Source organism: Erwinia psidii, assembly GCF_003846135.1.
Lineage (GTDB): Bacteria > Pseudomonadota > Gammaproteobacteria > Enterobacterales > Enterobacteriaceae > Erwinia > Erwinia psidii.
The window spans coordinates 17573-40503 of sequence record NZ_RHHM01000021.1; the positions used below are offsets into that span (position 1 = coordinate 17573).

The following is a 22931-nucleotide window of genomic DNA, read 5'->3' on the forward strand; positions in this document are numbered from 1 at the left end:
TGCAAGCTTCTTATCATTTTTATCCGGTACTTCCCGCGCCTCTGTCCCTTTTTCAGACCTTATGCCAGCATATTCAGGGTAAAAAGAGCGCCAGCAGCGCCATTTTCTTCATATTCTGCGCCGTCACCGCAAGCAGGCACTGTATCTGTACTTTAAACAACCCACGGTACCACGCGTACCGGTGACCATGGTGCTGTTTTGCGTCCGCGAAGCTCCTTTCCACCATTTGTTTTCGCCGCGCGTACACCTTTTTGCTCCACTTCGTCAGCTGCAGCGCGTTTGCTTCCTCTTTCCCCTCTTCCCACACATGCCGCGTCAACGTTTTCTGCATACCCCGGCTCTGCGTACACCGGTTTCGCTCCGGGCATAACGCGCATATCTGGCTGTCAGAGCGGTAGTGACGATAGCCGTTGCGGTCCGTGGTGCTCCAGATCAGCTCGCTGCCCGCCGGACAGAGGTACAGGTCCCGCCCTGCGTCGTAACGGAAGCGCTTTTTCTGATATTCATTAAGGCCCCTGTTGGGCCGCCTGTAGCCCGGCACCCGCACCACGCCCATCTCCTGAATCAGCCTGCCAGCCACACCGGTTAAACAGCTTTACCACGCCCCCCACATTACCGGTCAGGCGCGTCAGCAGCGGATTTATCTGTCGCCCATCGTCGTCAAAAGCCGCGTCGAGGTTAGTCCGTGAGAGATAAATGCCGTTCACGCCGGCATTCAGGGCTATGGCATACCGCCCGGTGGGGCGCCTTATCCAGTACCGGCACCAGGCGGATGACCCAGCGGTGAAGCGTGGAGTGATCAACAATAATATCCCGCTTAGCCATCATCTCTTCGAGGTTGCGCAGACTAAGTGAGTACGCCAGATACCAGCGGACGCACTGGGCGATAATATCAGTGGGATAATGGAGGCGTCGTAAAGATTTTCTGATCAGGTACATAGTCGACAACATTACATAAAAAAAACAGAATGTTACCTGCCGGCGTCTTAATGCGACAGAACCACAGAACCGTTATTTTGTATTCAAAGCGTATCCGTAAATATGATTATAAACGCATACCCCTCCGGGGCAGGATGCCCCGCTCAGCTATAGCAGGATGCCCCGCTCAGCTATAAGTGTGCCTTTATGCTCAATAACATTGTGAAATACCCTTCATCTGCTCCCGCGTGACATGGATGATGATTTTCCTCAGGACAACAGGGAGTCATACCCGCTGACTTCAGGTCTGTATTCAGTCAGAAACAGCATTCAGGTGCTGTCTGCTCAGGAAAACAGCACGGCTCGTCGCACCAGGCCGGTGCGGCACAGTTAACCTAAGCGGGGAGCATTGCTCCATTTTCTTTCAGGCGGGAAAGCACCACCGAGGTTTTCACATGCGAAACGCTCTGATGGCCTGCCACCAGCTGGCTGATCAGTGCGCTCAGTCCGGCCAAATCGGCCACGGCAACTTTTAGCAGATAATCGGCATCGCCAGTGGTTTTATAGGCGTCCACAATGGCTGGCTGTTCCGCCACCATGCGGTGAAAACTGTCAACGTAGTCTGCGGTATGGTTAATCAGGCGGACCTCGATCAGACCGATCACCCTCAAACCCACAGCGTCAGGGGAAAGCCGGGCGTGATAACCCAGGATCAGGCCATCCTGCTCAAGGGCGATACGACGCCGCGAGCATTGCGAGGCAGAAAGCCCCACCAGGTCACTGAGTTCCTGGTTAGTCAGTCGACCATTACTCTCCAGCAACGTCAGTATCTTAAGGTCATAATCATCAATCTGGGTCATTATTCATCCGGCAGTAAATCAGGTTATCTGGCAGGACAGATAACCGCACATTTTACTCTGTTGTCCAACACTATTTGGCTGATGTCACCATGCATCACACCCGGCAGGGACAGCCTGTACCGGGTGAAAAGTCAATTTACAGCATCAGATGCGGGTCCAGGGTTTTGCATCCCCGCTGGCAGCGCCAGTCGTGCTTTCCAGCCCCGGCTCAACACCGGCAGAGATCCACCATTTGGCCAGATAATTACCGCCTTTATGGCTAACCCGTTCGCTTCCGCTGTAGCTTCTGTTCGCTGCCCATAGCGGATAAAGCGGTGCGGTGTCATGGTCATCACTCCCGTCTTCTGCCGCTGGCACGATGATCAAACCTATCACGTTACTTCCCTGATAAGCGCCAGCCAGATTGACTGAGATCTGACTGATGGTCTGCTCAGTCACTGCCGGGAAACGTACCAGCGTGCGCTGCTGCCGTGGCGTCGACAATATCTCTCTCGCCGTCGTCAGCCAGTGGAAATTGACATTTTCTGCATCCACATCCGGCGGCAGTAGCACAGAAAAAGCCAGCTCACTGCCCGCGACAGCGTTGATACGCATCTGTGCAACCGGTGCAATGTCTGTGATATCGTCATCACTGTCACTACCATCATGCTCATCACTATTTTCATCGCCATCAGCGCCGAGATTCGCGTCCAGCCAGGCACATGCCTTCATGACATCGGGCTGGTGTCCCACGCCATCCACCACACCAACATCACTTCCGGTTTTAGCAATTAACTCTCGCATTTCCAGGCAGTTAAGATAAATACCAAACTTGCGTTTCGTGTAAGACTGGATCAGCGCCAAAACACCAGTAACCAACGGTGTGGCACTGGAGGTACCGTTGAATTCCGCAGTATAATTATGGTTATTCCCCGGTAATCTTTGTAGTCCGCTGTATCCGGTGGTAGCGACCTGATGCCCCCATGAACAGATCAGTGAACTGATATTGTTATAATTAGAAAATGAGAGCCGACGGCCGGTTGTGCTGGCAACGGCACCCACCAGAAAAACACCACTGTCACCATAATCTGGCATGATGCCTGCCTGTGGGCTGAGGTCAACGTTACCGTTACCTGCGGCCAGTACAACAGTAACACCACGGCGGGACAGAAGGTTAATCCTGTCCCAGATACTTCGGGAATACGTCCATGGCAGATAGCGCCCATTGACTACCAGCTGAATATTCAGCCCCACGATATCGCCCGGCTGGGCGTTCTGGACAATCAGGTTAAGGTCGCCGGTATCATAAAAGTTGAACTGGCTGCCATAAGCGATACCGGTAACGCCAAATGCGTTATTTTCAGCCGATATACAGCCCGTTGCCGCCGTACCATGATTACAGTCATTGGTTTCGGCACGACTGTTCACCACGTTGATGTTACCCTGCAGGTCTTCATGATTACGATAGACACCGAAATCCAGAAAATGGATGGTGGAAAAACTGCCGTTCTCACCTGCCTGCCATGCCGCGCGAACATTGAGGCCGTTTCCCTTGTTCAGATAATTCTGGCGGGACGTAAAATCGGGTGTGCCTACGCTGCTTCGGCCGGAAATGGTCGTAACATCCTCTTTCATAAGCGGGGAAGAGGTTTCTTCAGTCAATGTCGGGGGAAGCAAATCTTTGGTATCAGGATTTAGCGAGCAGGACGCAATATATGACAGCGCCTCCAGTTCGTTAGCGATTAGCCTTAATTCGCCAAAATCACCGCTGGCTACAACCTGGTACAGGTCAGCAAGATACGGGGAGTCACCTTCTGGAAACACCGCGGCAATAGCATGACGGTTCGTTCTGGCTACCTCCGCCAAATGCTTTTTCTTAAATTCGGCGAACAGCGGGGTGCAGGCATCATCCTCATTGTAAAAAAGGTCAACGCCATCAACCAAAAACTGAATCTCAAGGAAGTAGTTGCTGATGTTATCACAGCCAAATGAAACATCTTTAATATTGCAGGTTTCAGCCAGTGGCTGAACGCTTGCCAACAGCCGTGGATGGGCAGAAATGTGCAGTTTACGGGTCAGCAGACGCAGACTTTCGTTGCTATCCAGAATGTCTGCCCTCAGTTCGAATTTACCTGCTGTCTGTCCGGTAAATTTAACGGTAATACCTGCTCCCTGTGCGCTTTGCTGTGCCACTAACACATCATTGCAATAAAGCGAGTAGGTAATACAATTTACCGACAGATCAGAATGGAGTCGGGCATAAATACAACCATCAAATTGCAGGCTGCGGTAAACCTCAAGAAGTTCTTTCATCACACTCACCTTGATATAAATATATTTTTGATTATTCAGCAATAAACGGGACAGAGAGAATAAGTGAAAATAAACACCCTGCTCTTTGTCAATAATTGAAATGAGTCACACCTGTGCATGGCACGGTGTCTTTATTTCATAAAAATATTTTGGGGGATTAATCAGATTTGCATCCACGGCAGGGCATTGCCGGATGCTGGTCCTGTCGTACCAGGCAATCCAGGTTCAACACCCGCGACAATCCACCATTTCGCCTGGTAATTCGCACCTTTATGACTTACCCGGCTTTGTCCCGGATAGGTTGAGGAAGCATTCCACAGTGGATATTGTGGCAGGGGCTCTTGGTTATCACTCTCTGCACCATGATCGGATGGCATCACGCAAACGGGCCAGGAACGCTGAGCGATATCGCCACGATGATTAGTGACGGTCAGCGTTATATTCGCCAGGGTGGCAGCAGCCACTTGCGGCATCAGGATGTCGGTATTCACCTCATTAGGGCTGATGACAGCGGCATGGTCTGCGTGCCAGCGATAGCTCAGCGAGGCCTGCTCAGCACCGGAAGGCTGATACGCACTGAACGCCACGCGGCTTCCTCCTGCCACTTCCAGTACGATAGTGGCCGTCTGAACCCTGGACGAGATCAAGGATGGTGTATTGTTATTTATATTCACATGGAGACCCTTTCGGTAGTTAGAAAATAGCTTTTTGTCTGGCCGGATATTCCGCCGCATTGATGCGTGAAATATCGGTCAGCAACCAAATATTTTTACCGAATAAGGAATGATGCAGCTAATAATTAATAATTAAAAATACACAACGGCAATAAAAAAAATCAGACACAACCATTAACACAAGGATATATCTCTTCCGACATTAATACTATGACGGAAGAGAGTCATTAGCGGGAGAGGATTAGTCAGGGAAATTATTCATCGTCGTACTGTGGCCCGGCGTAATTATCAAAGCGTGACCACTGGCCATTAAAGGTCAGACGCACTGTCCCGATAGGACCGTTACGCTGTTTACCCAAAATAATCTCTGCAATGCCTTTGAGATCGCTGTTTTCGTGGTAAACCTCATCACGATAGATGAACATAATCAGGTCAGCATCCTGTTCAATCGAGCCAGACTCACGCAGATCCGAGTTGACCGGTCGCTTATCAGCGCGCTGTTCAAGCGAGCGGTTAAGCTGTGACAATGCCACCACCGGCACCTGTAGCTCCTTCGCCAGCGCCTTGAGGGAGCGTGAGATTTCTGCAATTTCCAGCGTTCGGTTGTCTGACAGCGACGGCACCCGCATTAGTTGCAGGTAATCGATCATAATCAGGCTCAACCCCCCATGTTCCCGAAAGACGCGTCGTGCGCGGGAACGTACTTCCGTTGGCGTCAGGCCGGAAGAGTCGTCAATAAACATGTTCTTTTTCTCCAGCAAAATGCCCATGGTGCTGGAGATGCGCGCCCAGTCCTCATCGTCCAGCTGACCGGTTCGAATACGGGTTTGATCCACCCGCGATAACGAGGCCAGCATACGCATCATAATTTGCTCACCGGGCATCTCCAGGCTGAAGATTAAAACCGGTTTATCCTGCAACATCGCCGCATTTTCACAGAGATTCATTGCAAAGGTGGTTTTACCCATTGATGGACGGGCAGCGACAATGATCAGATCTGAACGTTGCAACCCCGCCGTTTTTTTATTCAGATCCTGATACCCCGTATCAACGCCGGTAACGCCATCATGCGGCGTCTGATAAAGCGATTCGATCCTGGAGATGGTCGCTTCAAGGATCTGATCGACACCTTTTGGCCCTTCGTCTTTGTTAGCCCGATTTTCGGCAATCTGGAACACCCTGGATTCCGCCAGATCGAGCAGATCCTCACTGGTGCGCCCCTGCGGATCGTAGCCGGCGTCGGCTATCTCATTTGCCACCGCGATCATCTCACGCACCACCGCGCGTTCACGCACGATATCCGCATAAGCGCCGATATTCGCCGCGCTTGGTGTATTTTTCGATAATTCGGCGAGATAGGCAAAACCACCCACCATACTCAGCTCGCCTTTGGTTTCCATCGATTCCGAAAGGGTGATCAAATCAATTGGCTTACCCTGTTCAAGCAGGCGCTGCATTTCGCTGAAGATCATCCGGTGTGGCCGACTGAAAAAGTCCTGTGCCACCACCCGTTCAGAAACGTTATCCCAGCGTTCGTTATCCAGCATCAACCCACCTAATACGGATTGCTCCGCTTCCAGAGAATGGGGAGGTAATTTCAGCCCTTCCATTTGCCGGTCATGCGACCCACGGCTGTCAGCGGATTTGTTGGAGGGTTTATTTCCTGCCATAGTGATGAGATACCAAAAATCTGAGGGGAAGTGCGCAAGTATACCCGTTTGCCTACCTGCCGTCCTCCCTCAATGACACCCAATCAACAGGAGTGACCAATGGCAAAACGTATACAAATCAGCCAGCACGGCGGCCCGGAAGTCATGCAGGTAATTGATGTTGATCTCCCCGATCCGGCAGCGGGTGAAGTGGTGGTGGAAAACAAAGCGATCGGCATCAATTATATTGATACCTATATTCGCAGCGGGTTGTATCCGGCAACGTTACCCGCCGGATTAGGCACAGAAGCGGCAGGCGTGGTGAAAAGCGTTGGCGCGGGCGTGACTACGCTGAAAGTGGGTGACCGCGTAGTATATGCGCAGTCAGCGCCTGGGGCATACAGCGAATATCATGCGGTACACAGTGATAAGCTGGTGTTGCTTCCTGAGGCAATCTCTTTTGAGCAGGCAGCCGCATCGTTTCTGAAAGGGTTGACCGTGTATTATCTGCTGCGTCAAACCTACGTGGTTCAGCCGGAGGAAATTTTCCTGTTTCAGGCAGCGGCAGGTGGTGTCGGGTTGATTGCCTGCCAGTGGGCAAAAGCCCTCGGAGCCCGTCTGATCGGCACCGTAGGTTCAGATGAAAAAGCCGTGCGGGCGAGGCAGGCTGGCGCATGGGCGACCATTAATTATCGTGAAGAGAGCATTCCTCAACGTGTCAGCGAGCTGACGCAGGGTAAAAAAGTGCGGGTGGTTTATGACTCAGTGGGTAAGGATACCTGGGAAGCATCACTGGACTGTCTGCAACGTCGCGGCCTGATGGTCAGCTTCGGAAACGCCTCCGGCCCGGTCAGCGGCGTCAATCTGGGCATTCTGAATCAGAAAGGCTCGCTGTATGTTACCCGCCCTTCACTTCATGGTTACATCACCACACGGGAGGCTTTAATCACCGCCAGTAACGAGCTGTTTTCACTGATGGCCAGCGGCGCGATTCAGGTGGATGTACCACCACAACAGAAATTTGCGTTGCATGATGTACAACTGGCGCATAAAACGCTGCAAAGCCGCGCAACCCTGGGGTCAAGCCTGCTCATTCCCTGACGGTCAGAAATGATTAGGGCCTCCCGCAGGAAGCCCTTTTTTTATTCGCGCTGTTTGTAGGGTCAGCGGCTATGAATTTTTTACATTCAATGGAAAACATCCTGGCAGAATTCATAAGTAAAAAATATGTTTAATCAGAAATCATCTCAATGCTTTTTCAGGTTGTGATCGGTACCGCATTTATCCTGTACACAATATCGTCAGGAAAGTGAGATTACCGGGATAACCTGGCGGAATACTTCGATGGCGTTTTCCGAAAATGGCGATAAAGCCCTACTGCCACCACCGCAAGCAACAGCCACGGTAACATTTTAACAACAAATGCCAACATGCCACCCAGCACCATCAAGGCGGTCGCCACAATCAGCGCCGCAATGATCGCGGGTAGCGTAATCCCAACCAGCAGCAACATCACAAAAAAGCCAACAACAAAGAGAATGTCCATCAGGATGCTCCATCATAAGGTATGGTAGAGTTGATGCAAAATACGCGCCAGAAAAAGGGGGTTAATTAAGCCACTGATATAAATTAACTTTAATCATATACCGCAACTGAATATGGTGAAATACACCACTTTTCAGTGAAAATTTCATCCGTCATACGATGCTTGCAAGGTAGCCAGCGCGGCCGTCAACGCCGTTTAAATACCGGCAGGAATGTTGTCTGCTACCAGTGCCAGCGCCTGTTCCAGCGTAGCAATGCTGGCGCCAGGTTTGTGCGCATTCTCGCTTAAATGGCGTCGCCACTGGCGCGCACCGGGAATTCCCTGAAACAGCCCCAACATATGGCGGGTAATATGCCCAAGATACGTTCCCTGGGCGAGTTCATGTTCAATATACGGATACATCGAACGAACCAGCGCTACCGGATCCACTGGCGGTTGCTCACAGCCAAACAACTCACGATCCACCTGTGCCAACAGGCCAGGATTTTGATAGGCTTCACGCCCCATCATTACGCCATCCACATGCTGTAAATGGATTTTCGCTTCTTCCAGCGACTTCACACCACCGTTAATTGACAGGGTCAGATGCGGGAAATCCCGTTTAAGCTGGTACACGCGCTCATAATCCAGCGGAGGAATTTCACGGTTTTCTTTCGGGCTGAGTCCCGACAGCCAGGCTTTACGGGCGTGAATAATAAACATCCCGCAACCCCCCTTCACGGAAACCTGATGAATAAAGTCACACAGAAACGCGTAGCTGTCCTGTTCATCGATGCCAATGCGGGTTTTGACCGTCACCGGGATGCTGACTTTATCACGCATGGCGTTGATGCCATCTGCCACCAGTGCAGCCTCTCCCATCAGGCAGGCTCCGAAGCGCCCATTCTGTACCCGATCGGAAGGACAGCCAACGTTGAGGTTTATTTCGTTATAGCCACGCGCCTCTGCCAGTACCGCGCACTCCGCCAGCGCCGCAGGATCAAACCCGCCCAGCTGTAATGCAACCGGCTGCTCCTGCGGGTTCCAGGCCAGGTAGTCCCCCTTGCCATGAATAATCGCGCCGGTGGTGACCATTTCAGTGTACAACAGCGCCTGCCGCGTCAGCTGACGGTGGAAATAGCGGCAGTGACGATCGGTCCAGTCAAGCATCGGGGCGACGGAAAAGCGATGGGCGGGTAAATTTGGGGTCATAAAACACAAAAACTCGGTGAGATAAACAATGGGGACAGTTGCGCTCAATCATAACATGCCACGGATGAGCAATCATCTGCGGCAGAAGCTTATCGGCTGAAGAGAAGGAACGGAAAGAAGCGGGGGCGACAGCCCCCACCGATAATCAGAAGGTAAAGGTCATCTGGGCAACGGCACCCCATGTCTTGTCATCGCCCTTCATACCCGCCAGATCCAGATGCACCTTATTGAACGGTGACAGTCCGAAACCGGCAGTGGCAACATTGGCCTGGTTAGATTTCATATCTGCACGGTATCCCGCACGCAGTTGCAACCAGCTAAGCAAGCGGTATTCAGCACCTATACCCGCGAACTGACTGTCCCCCACGGATTGAAAGCCTTTAGTCGGCGTGGCATCAACATCCAGTGCGGCGGTGAAGCGCTCGGTGTGAAAGGAAATACCTGGCGTTACAACCGGACCGATCTGGTAAGTATCCTTCGAGCCATTGACCTCTTTAGTCTCGATATCACGCGAAATAAGGTTTTGTGCGCTCACGCCCAGCGTCCAGTTCTCTCCCAGATCGGTAGCCATACCCGCATCCAGATTAAAGCCGCTGTCACTGTTTTTATATTTACCGTTGGTGAAGTCTGATTTGTCGTAGTTGTAAACAGAAGCGCTGTAATTATACAGGTAAACTTTTTGTAATTTTGGCGTCACGCCAAAGGATACCGGATGGCCGGCAATATCAAACTCATGTGCCAGAGCAATACCGTAATCATAAACAATCGCGCCAACGCCCGTGGCGGACGAGGTTAACGTATCTTTGGGGTTTGAGGTAGGTATTGTCCCGCCATCTGCCACGCCCTGCAGGTAGTCAATATCGCTTTGTGTAACATTGGTTGTGACATTCGCCGTGCCATAGGCTTTGGTAACAAAAGCCGCCGACAGCGTATCATTGGGGATAGTTACGGCGAATGCTGCACCCGCTGTGGCACTTGCTTTGGAGCCCTTAATACCACGCAACTGGCTGGCCAGATCGCCCGCCGCGGCGCGAACAGTGGCCAGGTTGGCAGACAATGTGTTCAACCCGGCTGCGGTCAGCGGCGTGGCGAGCAAATTGTCATAAAGGTCCTGGTAGTGGTCCACGCTATCCGTTAAATCGTCGACCTTATCAATCAGTTTGTTTTTATCCGTCAGCTGGGCACCTACCGCAGGCAAAATAATACTGACATTATCTTCGGGCTTTGCTTTCGTCATTAGCGCCGGGTTAGCCAACACCGCGGAGCTATACGTTGAAGATGCAACACCCGTCCCGCCCATCGCATCATTGCGTGCGTCATAATAGTTGCCCGCAGCCAGAGCACTGAGGGGAGCAAAAAAGAAAACCGGCCAGACAACAGGGCGAGAGATCCTGCTTAACGTACTGTATTTTTTTGCCATTTAAGTTTAAACCTGTCCAGAGAAGGGGTAAGTGCTCAGCGAAAGCCCGCACATGAGAGTCTGATTGCATAATGAACACAAAGTCAGTCATTCATTGCTGTGAATTAAATAACAATGAGGTGGTTTATCTGCTTATTGTTGTTTTATTTATCTGTTAAAAAGACTGATCGTTCCCCACACACAGCGGGGGTTTTCGCTCAGAAATGACCTTAAATACTGCAAAAATGTAGCCATTAAGATGACAGGCTGCAAATAACATTAGCAGGGTTTTATACAAATCATATGGTACTAAATCATTAGCCACTAAACGTTGCATGCATAAAATCCTTACGCATAGTGCAAATACCACGATTTTTCATAGGATAACGGGTCAGCAGGAGCAAATCTGGCCATACGCCAGGACAAAGAGGCGAGAATTCGGCGTTTGAGAACGGGCGTGATAACATAACATTCTGATCTGGCCGGGGAGAAAATCATGAATGTGAACAGCGCTGAAAAAATTCTTTTACAGGCCGAAACGCTCTGCAAACAGCGTAATGTGAGACTGACACCACAGCGGCTGGAGGTGCTGCGCCTGATGTGCCAGCACCAGGGCGCAATCAGCGCCTACGACCTGCTTGACTTGTTGCGCGCCAATGAACCTCAGGCAAAACCCCCCACCGTCTATCGCGCGCTGGATTTTCTGCTTGAGCAGGGTTTTGTACATCGCGTTGAATCCACAAACAGTTACGTGGTTTGTCATCATTTTGAGCAGCCATCACACGCCTCAGCGATGCTAATCTGTGACCGCTGTGGCGCCGTGGCAGAACAACACGCTGACGGTGTGGAAAAAATATTGAAATCACTGGCCCTGCCTTCAGGATTTATCCTGACGAACAGCGTTATTGAAGCACATGGTTTATGTCGGGAGTGTGTTGAAGTAGAAGCCTGTACACATCAGGACGCATGTCAGCACGATCATACGATAATCAGCCGTAAACGTGGGCGTCAGGCATAAGAGCTAAGAGGTTCGTGAGATATATCACAGAAGAGTATGCAGGCACTCTCCCTGTGCCGCCGAGGGTAAAAAGGGTCTTAAATCAGAAACGATGATTGTTATGGCTTTCCCAGTCGCTCACTTCTTTCTCAGCCTGATCCTTAGCGTAGCCATAGCGTTCCTGAATTTTACCAACAAGTTGATCGCGCTTGCCTTCCAGCACGGTTATGTCATCGTCAGTCAGCTTGCCCCATTTTTCTTTCACTTTACCTTTAACCTGTTTCCAGTTACCGCTGGCTTCATCTTTGTTCATTGCATTATTCCTTCAATCAGACATTAACGGACTAAGTGAGATCGGTTTAATAAACGTATTAAATCAAAATTAAGCGCTAAAAAATGCTTAACTTACAGTTAAATATAGTTGAAATTTAGTAAGTCACCTGCCCGAAAATCGATATTAATACCAAAGTTCGTTAAAAAGGGAAAAAAGCCAGTAAAAACAGAAGACAAGAAGCACACTCGTTGCGTAACAGAATATGTCAACAGGCAAACCAGCTGTTATTGCGCCAGTGGTGTCGCCAGATCAGCCATAACGTCAGACCACGTAACAGCAGAAAAACAGTCACCGCCAGCCATAAGCCGTGGTTTCCCAGCAGCGGTACGCTAAACAGGGTAAGCGCATAGCCAGATGCCGCTATCACCATACCGTTGCGCATCTCTCTGGCCCGCGTGGCGCCGATAAACATGCCATCGAGCAGATAGCACCATACCCCACAGACGGGCAATATCGATTGCCAGAGCAAAAAGGCGTCGGCCTGCTGCCGCAGCGCCGGCAGAGAAGTGAGCAGCGCAATAATGTCACGTCCGGCGACGGCATAAACCAGCGAAAAAAAGAGGGCCACCAGTCCTGCCTGCCAACATGCGGTACGCCAGATATTCAACAGGTTGCTGCTGTCACGGGCACCATAAGCTTCTCCTGAACAGGCTTCCACCGCATAAGCAAAGCCATCCAGCGCGTAGGCAGTAAAGGTAAGAAACATCATCAGTACGGCATTCACCGCCACCACGTCACGACCAAGACGGGCGCCGAAGATCGTCAGCGAAAAGAAGCAAAGTTGCAGCATCAGCGAACGCAGCATAATATCGCGGTTGAGTCTGAGCAGACGGGCGACATTACCCCGCCATGCGCTTTGCAGCACCGCGAAAGTAATGCCGCGTAACCTCATCACTCGCCACACCATATACAGCCCGATAGCCAGCGAACTGTACTCAGCGATAACGGTTGCCACTGCGGCACCCTGCACTCCCCACTTCAGGCCCATCACCAGCCATACATCCAGCACGATATTCACCAGGTTACCCACCACCAGCAGGATCACCGGCGCACGGGCATACTGTACGCCTAACAACCATCCCAGTAGCACAAGGTTACCCAGCGTTGCAGGAGCACTCAGCCAGCGAATGTTCAGGAAAAGCGAGGCCTGGTGCAATACGGAGGCATCTCCGCCAATAACCGACAGAGCATAATGATTCAGGGGGAATTTCAACAGAATAAAAACCAGTCCGGCGGTCAGGGCAATCAACAAAGGCTGAATCAGAGCACGGGCCAGTGCAACCCTGTCGCCGGCACCAAACGCCTGGGCAGTCAGCCCGGTTGTGCTCATACGCAGGAACAAAAACAGCATGAACAGAAAACTGGTGATACCAGAACCCACCGCCACACCGCCGAGGTAGCTGGAATTGTCGAGGTGTCCAATCACGGCGGTATCAACAAGGCCAAGCAACGGCACGCTGACATTGGACAGGATCATCGGCCATGCCAGCCGCCAAAGGTGCTTGCCGGAAGAGCTGAAGAATTGCATTATCACCTACTGCTCAACGGCGTTACCATTCAGCCTTCAGTCTGGCCGGGCACGATAGCCAGCAGAATGCGCCACCAGAATTACCCACCGAATCAGGATTACAGCCAGTTACCGTTGCGGATCACACCCACTGCCAGCCCTTCGATGGAAAGGTTTTGCTTGTTGAGATCGACAACAATAGGCTGGAACTCGCTGTTTTCGGGCAGAAGATGGACGACATTACCCTGTTTTTTCAGTCGTTTTACGGTAACTTCATCATCAATACGCGCCACCACAACCTGGCCGTTGCGTACGTCCTGCGTTTTATGTACGGCCAGCAGATCGCCATCCATAATGCCAATATCTTTCATCGACATGCCGCTGACACGCAGCAGGAAGTCTGCGCCGGGTTTAAACAGGCCTGGGTCGACCTGGTAATGACCTTCAACATGCTGTTCAGCCAACAATGGTTCGCCAGCGGCAACCCGACCAATCAGCGGCAAGCCTGCTTCTTCTTCCATCATCAGACGGATACCCCGCGAGGCCCCGGAAATGATTTCAATAACGCCTTTACGCGCCAGCGCCTTAAGATGCTCTTCAGCTGCATTTGGGGAGCGAAAACCAAGCTGGGTGGCGATCTCAGCCCGCGTCGGTGGCATCCCCGTCTGGCTAATGTGTTCACGTATCAGGTCATACACCTGCTGCTGCCTTGCTGTTAATGCTTTCATCCCACCCCCTGGTTGTTTATACAGTCATCTGTGAGTATATACAGGTATTTGCGCGTTGAAAACTTAAAGTTATGCAAAAAACAGTCATTTATCAGATTATGCGAGCGCTAACGAAAATGGGCGAATAACAGCGTGCTCCAGACGAAAATGGCCAACAGAATAGCCAGTAATACGGCAGCGGATCCCATATCCTTAGCCCTGCCGGACAGCAGATGGAAGTTGCTACCGGTACGATCCACGACGGCCTCAATCGCGCTGTTGATCATTTCAACAATCATCACCAGCGCGACGGAGCCAATCAGCAGAACGCGGCTGATTGCATCCACATCAAGCCAGCAGGCAACGATAATGGCCAGAATTGCCACAATGGCTTCCTGGCGGAAAGCGGCTTCGTTCTGCCAGGCGGCACGAAGACCTTTCCACGAGTAGCCAGCGGCTTTAATGATGCGGGTTACTCCGCGGACACTGTTTGTCATGTTGGAAAAAACCTTTATACGATAGTAACGTCAGTAAACAGGGCGAGCACATTTTGCAACACCACAGATCTCACCTGCACTTTCTGGTATGCTTGCGGCGTTTTGCTAACAAGAGGCTCAATATTGTCTATGTCAGGTTGGCGTAAATTTTATTATAAGACACTGAATTTACCGGTTAAATTTCTGGTGAAAAGTAAGGCAATCCCTTCCGATCCCGTCGCCGAACTGGGACTGGATACCTCGCGTCCTATTATGTATGTGCTGCCTTACGATTCAAAGGCCGATCTGCTGGCGCTACGGGAACAGTGCCGCAAACAGGAACTCCCGGACCCACTGGAACCACTGGAAATCGACGGGACTGTACTACCGCGTTATGTCTTTATTCATGATGGTCCCCGCGTATTTCCCTATTTTGTGCCCAATCCTGAATCGGCAAAGCTGTTTCATGATTATCTGGATTTGCACCGTAGCAATCCATACCTTGACGTACAAATGGTGCCGGTGTCAGTGATGTTTGGCCGTGCGCCAGGCCGTGAGGTCCAGGGCGATGAACAGCCTCATCTGCGGGTCCTGAACGGCATTCAGAAATTCTGTGCTGTCTCGTGGCTCGGCCGTGACAGCTTTGTTCGTTTCTCTCCGATGGTTTCAATGCGTCGCATGGCAACAGAACACGGCACGGACAAAACCATTGCGCAAAAACTGGCAAGAGTGGCAAGAATGCATTTTGCCCGCCAGCGTCTTGCAGCGGTTGGACCACGTTTACCGGTTCGCCAGGATTTATTCAATAAACTGTTACAGTCAAAAGCTATCGCGAAAGCGATAGAAGATGAGGCCCGCAGCAAAAAAATCTCTCCAGAAAAAGCCCAACAGAATGCGGTGGAACTGATGGAAGAGATTGCTGCAGACTTCTCCTATGAAGCCATTCGTCTGACCGATCGTATTATGGGCTGGCTGTGGAGCCGGCTCTACCAGGGCATCAACGTGAATGGCGGTGAGCGCGTGCGTCAGCTGGCACAGGACGGCCATGAAATCGTCTACGTCCCCTGTCACCGCAGCCATATGGATTACCTTCTGCTCTCCTATGTGCTCTATCATCAGGGCCTGGTGCCACCACACATCGCGGCCGGTATTAACCTGAACTTCTGGCCAGCCGGACCGATTTTTCGTCGCCTCGGTGCGTTCTTTATCCGGCGGACGTTTAAGGGTAACAAACTGTATTCCACCGTGTTTCGGGAGTATCTGGGTGAACTGTTTACCCGTGGTTATTCCGTTGAATATTTTGTGGAAGGCGGACGGTCCCGCACTGGCCGTTTGCTGGACCCGAAAACCGGCACGCTGTCGATGACCATTCAGGCCATGCTACGCGGGGGCAATCGCCCAATTACCCTGGTGCCGATTTATATCGGCTATGAACATGTCATGGAAGTGGGAACCTATGCCAAAGAGCTGCGCGGCGCCACTAAAGAGAAAGAAGGTTTTATGCAGATGGTGCGTGGACTTCGCAAGTTACGTAACCTCGGCCAGGGCTACGTTAACTTTGGTGAACCGCTGCCGCTGGTTGCCTATCTGAACAGGCACGTTCCTGAATGGCGTGAGGCGATCGATCCCCTTGAAGCACAGCGTCCGGCCTGGCTGACGCCTGCAGTAAATGATATCGCCCAGCGGGTGATGGTGCGGATTAATAACGCCGGTGCGGCCAATGCCATGAACCTTTGTGTGACCGCCCTGTTAGCTTCACGTCAGCGCTCGCTGACCCGTGAACAGATGATCGACCAGCTGGGGTGCTACACCCAGCTAATGCGCAATGTGCCCTATTCATCAGACGCAACGGTACCCGACCTGACACCAGAAAAACTGCTGGATCATGCTCTGGGAATGAACAAGTTTGAAATTGAACAGGATAATATTGGCGAAATCATCGTGCTGCCACGTGAACAGGCGGTGCTGATGACATACTATCGTAACAATATTCACCATATGCTGGTGATGCCGTCGGTCATCGCGGTGATCCTGACACAGCACCGTGAAGTGACGCGTGCCGAGCTACTTCGCCAGGTGAGCATCATTTATCCCATGTTGAAAAGTGAGCTGTTTCTGCGTTGGGAAAAAGAAGACCTGCCAACCCTGCTGGACGCGCTGGTCAGTGAAATGGCCCATCAGGGTCTGCTGAACGCAGATGAACAGGGGGGTATGCGTCTTTCTGCCGTGCGTTTCCATACCCTGCAATTACTGGCGGCAGGTGTGCGTGAAACGCTACAGCGCTATGCAATCACCTTCTCGATCCTTAGCGCCAATCCGTCAATTAATCGTGGCACACTGGAAAAAGAGAGCCGCACCATGGCTCAGCGTTTGTCAGTACTACATGGTATCAACGCCCCGGAATTTTTCGACAAGGCGGTCTTCTCAACGCTGGTGCTGACCCTGCGCGACGAAGGTTATATCAGTGATACGGGTGATGCGCTGGTTGAACAGACGCACAGGGTTTATCAAATGCTGGCTGATTTGATTACCCAGGAAGTGAGAATGACCATTGAAAGTGCAGTTGCCCACGAGTAAAGCGGGATTAACGTGAGGCTCAGCGGCAGTGCTATCTGCACGTCTGAGCTTTCACCGCCCAGCCCGGTGCCTCGCATCAATGACGGCGAACAGCGGCCATCATTGCCTTCGGACCCGTAATACGGCAGGTAATCCACCGTTGATAAAATGCGATTTGCAGTTACAACCAACCAGAAAGTGGTGCGGTACTCAGTGCAATACCAACAAACAGCACCAATCCGACGTAGTTATTATTCAGAAATGCCTGGAAACACGCTTCGCGATCACGGTTAACAATCAGCCTCTGTTGGTGTACAAACAGCGTGGCCGCCAGCAGGATTGACCAGTAAAACGCGCCGCCCAGCTGCATCATCCAGCCCGTCAGCGCCATCAGAAGCAGCGTGGCACATTGCAACAGGCCAATAATCAGCTTATCAAAGCGCCCAAACAGAATGGCTGTCGACTTGACGCCAATGCATAAATCATCATCGCGATCCACCATCGCGTACTGCGTATCATAAGCCACCGTCCAGCAGATATTGGCGAAGAACAACAGCCAACACACCGGCGGCACGGATTCGCTTACCGCGGCCCACCCCATCGGAATTGCCCAGCCAAAGGCGGCACCCAGTACCACCTGGGGAAGATGAGTACAACGTTTCATAAAGGGATAGACCCAGGCCAGCGCCAGGCCACCAAACGACAGCCAGACGGTCATCGCATTCATGGTCAGCACCAGACAAAACGACACCAGCGCCAGCCCGGCAAACAGTAACCGCGCCTCCGTGGATGTGACTGCACCGCTGGGCAGAGGCCGGGAACGGGTACGTTTTACATGGCCGTCAATGTTACGATCGGCAAAATCATTCACCACGCAGCCCGCAGCCCGCATAAAAAACACCCCCAGTATAAATACCAGCAACACATTCAGGGGCGGAATTTGCATCCCGGCCAGCCATAACGCCCACATTGTCGGCCACAGTAAAAGCAGCGACCCGATGGGTTTATCAATACGCATTAAGCGGCTGTATGCCCGGAATTTACTCATTGGCAGACTTTTTTCCACGTCACAGGCTCCCTTCAGCCTGCACCGGCCAGTAAAGCGGTGCAGGCGGTAAAAACAGTTCAGTCAGTAATAATGGCTTGCCGGAAAGACGTAAACGCGAACGACGTCCCCATAATCCATCCACTTGCCCCGGTTCGATGAAATCGCGCGTCAGGGTGGAAGAGGCAAACAGATAACGCCCCAACGGTCGGGTTCCCAGACGTTGCAACATCTGCTCCGGCCCGTTGAGCGTTGAGTCCGGCACGACCGTTCGTCCCGCCAGCCAGGGCACACCGTCGCCACAGAGCAAAATTTCCCGCAGCCAGTATTGTGACGCCGGCGGCAGTAACACTGCCTCCGCCCCAACCTGTCCGGCGGTAATAAATCCTTCGTGCAATACATTTACCGTCACCTGTCGGCAATGGAGTTCAAAGCGGCGGGTCATGGAATCCTCTTCCATCAGCCATTCGAGCAGCGGTGCGTTCAGCAAAGGTGAAGATATGGGTAGCCATTCGAGGGCGCGCAGCGTTGACAGCGCGGGGTCGTTCATTGGCTTCTCCGGGCAATATACAGGGGCTGATAGTGTAGCGCAGAGCGGACGGCAGAACACTTAGCGTTAAACAGAATTTTAACCCGGGGCGTCGGACATAAAACCGGAATATCACCCGCTGTATTTCCAGGCACTCAGCCCCGAAGATAAAACCTGGACGCTTTATTCACGCTTCAGTCGGTTGCTGTTGGCCAGCCAGAGTGTAAAAACGAGGATCAGAATGGCGATCGAGTAAGCCAGCGTGTCAAACGGGTTTTTATGGTCAACGATAATCAGTCTGATGATTGCAGTAATACCGATGTAGACAAAATAACGCAGCGGGAAATGATAGCCAGACTGAAAATATTTAACAATCAGCGCAATAAACTCAAAATAGAGGAAATAGATAACGATTCCATCTATCAGCAGATATGACGATTTCTGCTCACCGGTATTCAGTAACACGCTGTAAAGATGGTAAGTTTCCTTACACAAAAAAACAGCCAGAATGGAGGCAAGAATAATCAGACCGGTATTCAATACCATTTGTAAAGCCCAGGCAATGCGCGCAGCGGTGATCATGCAAAAATCCTCAGAAAGCAGTGTTAACAGTCCGGGTCATCCCAGGGCGTACAATATGCTTCAGTGTGATGAAGTTCACAAGTTTTTGCGAGATAACCGGGCATTGGTGTCTGCTGATGACAGAAAAGGGGCGATTATTCGCCCCTTTGGATTTGGTGACTTAACGGAAATTTTTATCGCGATCGCTGGTCATATCATATAGCTGATACTTACGACCCAACATCTGACCACCGTCACGTGTCAACGGTGTCCAGTTGACCTGAGCACGTCCACGGGTTGGCGTGGTGGTGAACAAATCCATTGGAATTGAGATGTAGAAGCCTTTGGTGAAGTCACCCTCGCCATACTCCTGTGCGGAAACATTGGTTTTGGTCGCGTAAGCACCGACGATAATCCCGCTGTCAAACTGGCGTGATACATCAACCGTCGCTCCTTTATCCTGTGCCAGGTACTGTCCGACGCTGGCTTTGACCAGCACCTGATGATGAAAGAATGATGGTCGCCAGTAAGCAGTCAGATTGCCGACTTTGGCGTTATAGTCGGTAAACTGCATCATATTGTCCCAGTCACGCTGCTTGACGTAGTTGGCATCGATGCCAAACGCCCAGTCAGAGTCAAGCGGACGATATAATACTTCGCCGCCTACGCCGCCGTACATCGTTTCCAGATAACCACCATAAACCTGACTATAGAAACCATTACCGAGGTAATGCATATAGTTGGCCTGAAGGTTGTTCACGTAAACGTTATTCTCAACGTAATCGCGGATGTGTGTACGCACACGCGGTAGCGTGGAATCTGTCGGCGTACCGTTGTAGCTGAATTTATCGTAGTTATTTGCCAGGTTGGCGAACACGCTACCATCCAGCAGCAGGTGATTGCTCACCCAGTAGCTGGCATTGCCCATTACCCCCAGTTGATAGAGGTAGAAACTCTCAGGGCCACCAACCGACTGATTAAGCACCGGAGAAAGGCTGTAGTTAAAATCGTTCGCATCGATGTGATAACCCTGCTCGGTGCGCTCTGGTTCGATCGGCTCGACACGCCGCTGATCCAGCGTTTTCTCTTTGCCCAACGGATACCCTTCCAGCTGCTGACGCAGGCTGTCGACACGAGTCACCGTCGTTACCTGCGGCATACGGTCGCGGGTTTCCGTCACGTTCAACGTATCAATGTTCTCCGGTAGGTGATTCATCAGTATCACATTGGCGCGATCGATACCTTCCTGCGTATTGCGATACTTCGATTGCTGACCACTGGCGTACAGGGTATTACCCTTAACCTGGATGTCAGGCGCATTGAGGCCCGCATTGTATTTCAGATCGGTTAGCTGATCCGCCACCACCGTGGACTGAAGGAAGGCCCCCTGCGGCTGTGGCTTGTAGGCTGGTTTGGCCAGATCGGCTGATGCCGAACGCAGGTCGTTAAAGTTTGAACGCAGGGTAAAACCAGCCATAAAGGTGTTGCCACGCTCATAGCTGATGTTCATATCTGCCCAGTCGGTGATGCGGTAAATCGCGCCAACGTTAACTTTACTCTTCTGTTCCAGACGGCCGGCAAAATCGTCCTGGTAGTTATTGCCCTCGTATTCCACTTTCAACCTCAGCGGCTGCCACGGCGTCTGGTATTCGATCCCGCCAAACAGCGCTGCGGGGCCTTTAAACATATCTTTTCCGTTGACCGAACCTGCCGTACCGCTGCTGTCAGAACGATAACAGTAGCTGCTGTTCACCTCGCAGAACGGATTACTTACCGTACCGCTGTTGCCGAGATAGCCAAAACCCAGCCCCAGGGTGAAATCGAACGGTCCCCAGGCTTTGGTGGCCACAAGATATTCGCTGTCAAACAGGCCGGTTCCGCCAAGATCGCGAGCGCCAACCGACACTTCCGGCAGCCAATAGCCTTCCTGCCACAACCGTGCTTTAAGGTCGAACGCTTTATCCTTATAGGTCTGGCTACCACTGAAGGTTTCCACCGCACTGTAACGACGGGTTTTGACATCGGTATAACGAATAGTGGCCTCCAGCCAGGGGAACAGCTGCACCGATGAAGAGTAAAAACGGTACTGATCGTTATAGCGATAGTTCAGGTTGAATTCGCCATCTTTCGCCATTCTTGCCGTTGGCACCTGTAACAGTCCCACGCCACCAAAGTCAGACTGGGAAGGGCCAACAGGATCGGGAAAGGTGTCCGCATAAGCCTGACATGCGCAGGCGACAGACATCGCCAGCAGGCTGAAGAGATAATTTTTTTTCATCAGTCTGGGATCCGGTGCGTCAGAACAGAAACAATCTGCTGGTTAAGATCTTCATACTGGTCAGGCAGCGACCAGGAGGAGAAACCAAGGTAAATGATGCTGCCAGGCTCCGGCTCGGTGTGCCGATGGTTCCAGTAAGCAACCGGAACCTGGGTCACTTCACCAGACGGCGCGATAAGCGTGGCAACATTCTTTTCCGCCCCGCTGAAACGATCGTGCTCATCAAGATAATCCACTACCGTCCGACCCGGTAACCACGGCGACTGGCCACTGTTGCTGACCAGTCCGGTAACCGTCAGAGTATGGGGTTTTTGCAGGGTATAAACACGGTATTCCCCTTCAAGACGGCGGTTCTCTTCTGCACGGACGCGCACCCAGTCAGGATCGAGCGAAACGAACTGACGGCCGGTAACTTTCACGGCGGCAACCTGACGCCAGATGCTATCCACGACAGCAGCCTTATCGGCATCACCATCGGCACGTAGTTCGGCGCTCCAGCTTTTCAGCCGTGACAGCAGTTGCTGTTGCTGTTGCATCGCCGCTGCGGTCGCCATTTTTTCTGCAATGACCGTTCCCGGCCACCAGGTTTTATTCGCCAGCGCCGGGCTGGCCACCAGCTGAGCGAGATTTTGTGCATGGCTCACCACGGCAGTTTGCGACTGTCCGGGATAATATACGGTCACCTGACTTTCGGCAGATACCTGCAACGACGCACACAGCGAGATTCCTGCGAGAAGATACGTTATTTTTTTCATGATTTCGCGGGCTTCAAGATGATGGTTTCAAGGGAGAAGTCAGCGCCGCCCAGCTGTTGCTGTGACTGGCGAACCTGCCCTGTGGTGGTATCAAACCAGAAGGTATTGGTCCATGATTTGCCGATCGCGGGCAGTGACACCTGTTCAAGCCAGACACGGCAAGGGATTTTTTTACCCGCCAGATCCAACACCCGATCCTCCGCGCGCGTGAAATGCGATACCGCCGTGGCGGAGCGGAATTTTCCGGCCTCAGTCCAGCTTTGTGTACTGGTCCAGGTCGCGCCCTCTTTGATATGTAACGGATCGGACAGCGGGTCCTGTTGCATATTAGTGACACCGGACAGGTTGTCGCGAAGACCAAGCGTTTTGACTACGCGGCCATGCTGGGTAACGACCACGGACCGATCGCGAGTAATCCATTTTTGTTGACCGTTTTCATCAAAGCCCAACACTACGAAAATGCGCTGACCGTCGTTAAGACGCAGATACATGCTGGCATAGGGAAGATTTTCGACCTGTTGACTGGTTACCTCAACATCATCTGGCCCAAGCAGAGCAAGCTCGACAGTATCGGTGAGTCCTTTTTGCGTCTGAGTACAGGCCTGCAAAAACAGGCATAAAAACAGCAGTGGTATATAGCGCACCGGAGTGGATCCC

Annotated in this window: 20 protein-coding genes and 3 pseudogenes; 3 read left to right on the plus strand and 20 right to left on the minus strand. The window is 51.9% G+C overall.

Annotated elements, in window-relative coordinates:
- Nucleotides 1-73: 73 nt before the first annotated feature.
- The 7 genes and pseudogenes from EB241_RS19530 to dnaB all read right to left on the minus strand — a co-directional run.
- Nucleotides 74-568 (minus strand): annotated as a pseudogene (locus tag EB241_RS19530) (transposase); the annotation flags it as partial.
- Nucleotides 507-749 (minus strand): annotated as a pseudogene (locus EB241_RS19535) (DUF2913 family protein); the annotation flags it as partial. The pseudogenes EB241_RS19535 and EB241_RS19530, both read right to left, overlap by 62 nt.
- Nucleotides 736-939, minus strand: a pseudogene (locus EB241_RS19540) (IS6 family transposase); the annotation flags it as partial. The pseudogenes EB241_RS19535 and EB241_RS19540, both read right to left, overlap by 14 nt.
- Nucleotides 940-1313: 374 nt before the next feature.
- A complete protein-coding gene (locus tag EB241_RS19545) occupies nucleotides 1314-1778 on the minus strand; it encodes an Lrp/AsnC family transcriptional regulator (RefSeq protein ID WP_124234749.1) in 465 nt (154 codons plus the stop codon).
- A 144-nt stretch (nucleotides 1779-1922) separates the two neighbouring features.
- Nucleotides 1923-4070 (minus strand): S8 family serine peptidase, encoded by a 2148-nt coding sequence (locus EB241_RS19550; protein ID WP_124234750.1) that lies wholly within the window; start codon nucleotides 4068-4070, stop codon nucleotides 1923-1925.
- A 161-nt stretch (nucleotides 4071-4231) separates the two neighbouring features.
- Entirely contained in the window at nucleotides 4232-4744 is a 513-nt protein-coding gene (locus EB241_RS19555) for a hypothetical protein (protein WP_158612428.1), read from the minus strand.
- A 254-nt stretch (nucleotides 4745-4998) separates the two neighbouring features.
- Nucleotides 4999-6414, minus strand: coding sequence for a replicative DNA helicase (gene dnaB / locus EB241_RS19560; RefSeq protein ID WP_124234752.1), 1416 nt, complete (start codon nucleotides 6412-6414; stop codon nucleotides 4999-5001).
- A gap of 99 nt (nucleotides 6415-6513) precedes the next feature.
- On the opposite strand from dnaB, the gene EB241_RS19565 reads away from it, so the two are divergent.
- Nucleotides 6514-7494 carry a quinone oxidoreductase gene (locus tag EB241_RS19565; protein ID WP_124234753.1) on the plus strand — a complete coding sequence of 327 codons (981 nt, stop codon included), beginning with the start codon at nucleotides 6514-6516 and terminating at the stop codon, nucleotides 7492-7494.
- Between the two features lie 214 nt (nucleotides 7495-7708).
- Here EB241_RS19565 and pspG read toward each other — a convergent pair whose 3' ends face one another.
- The 3 genes from pspG to EB241_RS19580 form a co-directional block, all read right to left on the minus strand.
- Nucleotides 7709-7939, minus strand: a complete 231-nt coding sequence (gene pspG / locus EB241_RS19570) for an envelope stress response protein PspG (protein WP_199737401.1) — start codon at nucleotides 7937-7939, stop codon at nucleotides 7709-7711.
- Nucleotides 7940-8134: 195 nt separating this feature from the next.
- Nucleotides 8135-9130 carry a tRNA dihydrouridine(20/20a) synthase DusA gene (gene dusA, locus EB241_RS19575; protein ID WP_124234755.1) on the minus strand — a complete coding sequence of 332 codons (996 nt, stop codon included), beginning with the start codon at nucleotides 9128-9130 and terminating at the stop codon, nucleotides 8135-8137.
- A 145-nt stretch (nucleotides 9131-9275) separates the two neighbouring features.
- A complete protein-coding gene (locus tag EB241_RS19580; protein ID WP_124234756.1) occupies nucleotides 9276-10550 on the minus strand; it encodes a conjugal transfer protein TraF in 1275 nt (424 codons plus the stop codon).
- A 475-nt stretch (nucleotides 10551-11025) separates the two neighbouring features.
- Here EB241_RS19580 and zur point away from each other — a divergent pair, with 475 nt between their 5' ends.
- The gene (zur, locus tag EB241_RS19585) at nucleotides 11026-11547 is read left to right on the plus strand and encodes a zinc uptake transcriptional repressor Zur (RefSeq protein WP_199737402.1); all 522 of its coding nucleotides are present in this window, start codon (nucleotides 11026-11028) and stop codon (nucleotides 11545-11547) included.
- Nucleotides 11548-11629: 82 nt separating this feature from the next.
- On the opposite strand, the gene EB241_RS19590 is transcribed toward zur, so the two are convergent.
- The 4 genes from EB241_RS19590 to EB241_RS19605 all read right to left on the minus strand — a co-directional run bounded on the left by EB241_RS19590 (nucleotide 11630) and on the right by EB241_RS19605 (nucleotide 14571).
- Nucleotides 11630-11839, minus strand: coding sequence for a CsbD family protein (locus tag EB241_RS19590; protein ID WP_124234757.1), 210 nt, complete (start codon nucleotides 11837-11839; stop codon nucleotides 11630-11632).
- Between the two features lie 226 nt (nucleotides 11840-12065).
- The gene (dinF, locus tag EB241_RS19595; protein ID WP_124234758.1) at nucleotides 12066-13388 is read right to left on the minus strand and encodes an MATE family efflux transporter DinF; all 1323 of its coding nucleotides are present in this window, start codon (nucleotides 13386-13388) and stop codon (nucleotides 12066-12068) included.
- A gap of 98 nt (nucleotides 13389-13486) precedes the next feature.
- A complete protein-coding gene (lexA, locus tag EB241_RS19600) occupies nucleotides 13487-14095 on the minus strand; it encodes a transcriptional repressor LexA (RefSeq protein WP_124234759.1) in 609 nt (202 codons plus the stop codon).
- A 107-nt stretch (nucleotides 14096-14202) separates the two neighbouring features.
- A complete protein-coding gene (locus EB241_RS19605; RefSeq protein ID WP_124234760.1) occupies nucleotides 14203-14571 on the minus strand; it encodes a diacylglycerol kinase in 369 nt (122 codons plus the stop codon).
- Nucleotides 14572-14700: 129 nt separating this feature from the next.
- Here EB241_RS19605 and plsB point away from each other — a divergent pair, with 129 nt between their 5' ends.
- Entirely contained in the window at nucleotides 14701-17127 is a 2427-nt protein-coding gene (gene plsB / locus EB241_RS19610; protein WP_124234781.1) for a glycerol-3-phosphate 1-O-acyltransferase PlsB, read from the plus strand.
- Between the two features lie 160 nt (nucleotides 17128-17287).
- On the opposite strand, the gene ubiA is transcribed toward plsB, so the two are convergent.
- The 6 genes from ubiA to EB241_RS19640 form a co-directional block, all read right to left on the minus strand.
- The gene (ubiA, locus tag EB241_RS19615; RefSeq protein WP_124234761.1) at nucleotides 17288-18172 is read right to left on the minus strand and encodes a 4-hydroxybenzoate octaprenyltransferase; all 885 of its coding nucleotides are present in this window, start codon (nucleotides 18170-18172) and stop codon (nucleotides 17288-17290) included.
- Between the two features lies 1 nt (nucleotide 18173).
- Nucleotides 18174-18701: a chorismate lyase gene (gene ubiC, locus EB241_RS19620; protein ID WP_124234762.1), complete on the minus strand. Its 528-nt coding sequence runs from the start codon at nucleotides 18699-18701 to the stop codon at nucleotides 18174-18176.
- 162 nt (nucleotides 18702-18863) lie between these two features.
- The gene (gene psiE, locus EB241_RS19625; protein ID WP_124234763.1) at nucleotides 18864-19262 is read right to left on the minus strand and encodes a phosphate-starvation-inducible protein PsiE; all 399 of its coding nucleotides are present in this window, start codon (nucleotides 19260-19262) and stop codon (nucleotides 18864-18866) included.
- A gap of 160 nt (nucleotides 19263-19422) precedes the next feature.
- Complete coding sequence (locus tag EB241_RS19630) at nucleotides 19423-21519, minus strand: YjbH domain-containing protein (protein ID WP_124234764.1); 2097 nt, start codon at nucleotides 21517-21519, stop codon at nucleotides 19423-19425.
- On the minus strand, nucleotides 21519-22274 hold the full coding sequence (locus tag EB241_RS19635; protein WP_124234765.1) for a capsule biosynthesis GfcC D2 domain-containing protein: 756 nt from the start codon (nucleotides 22272-22274) through the stop codon (nucleotides 21519-21521). Before EB241_RS19635 ends, EB241_RS19630 begins: the two co-directional genes overlap by 1 nt.
- Nucleotides 22271-22918: a YjbF family lipoprotein gene (locus EB241_RS19640; protein WP_124234766.1), complete on the minus strand. Its 648-nt coding sequence runs from the start codon at nucleotides 22916-22918 to the stop codon at nucleotides 22271-22273. Before EB241_RS19640 ends, EB241_RS19635 begins: the two co-directional genes overlap by 4 nt.
- Nucleotides 22919-22931: the final 13 nt, after the last annotated feature.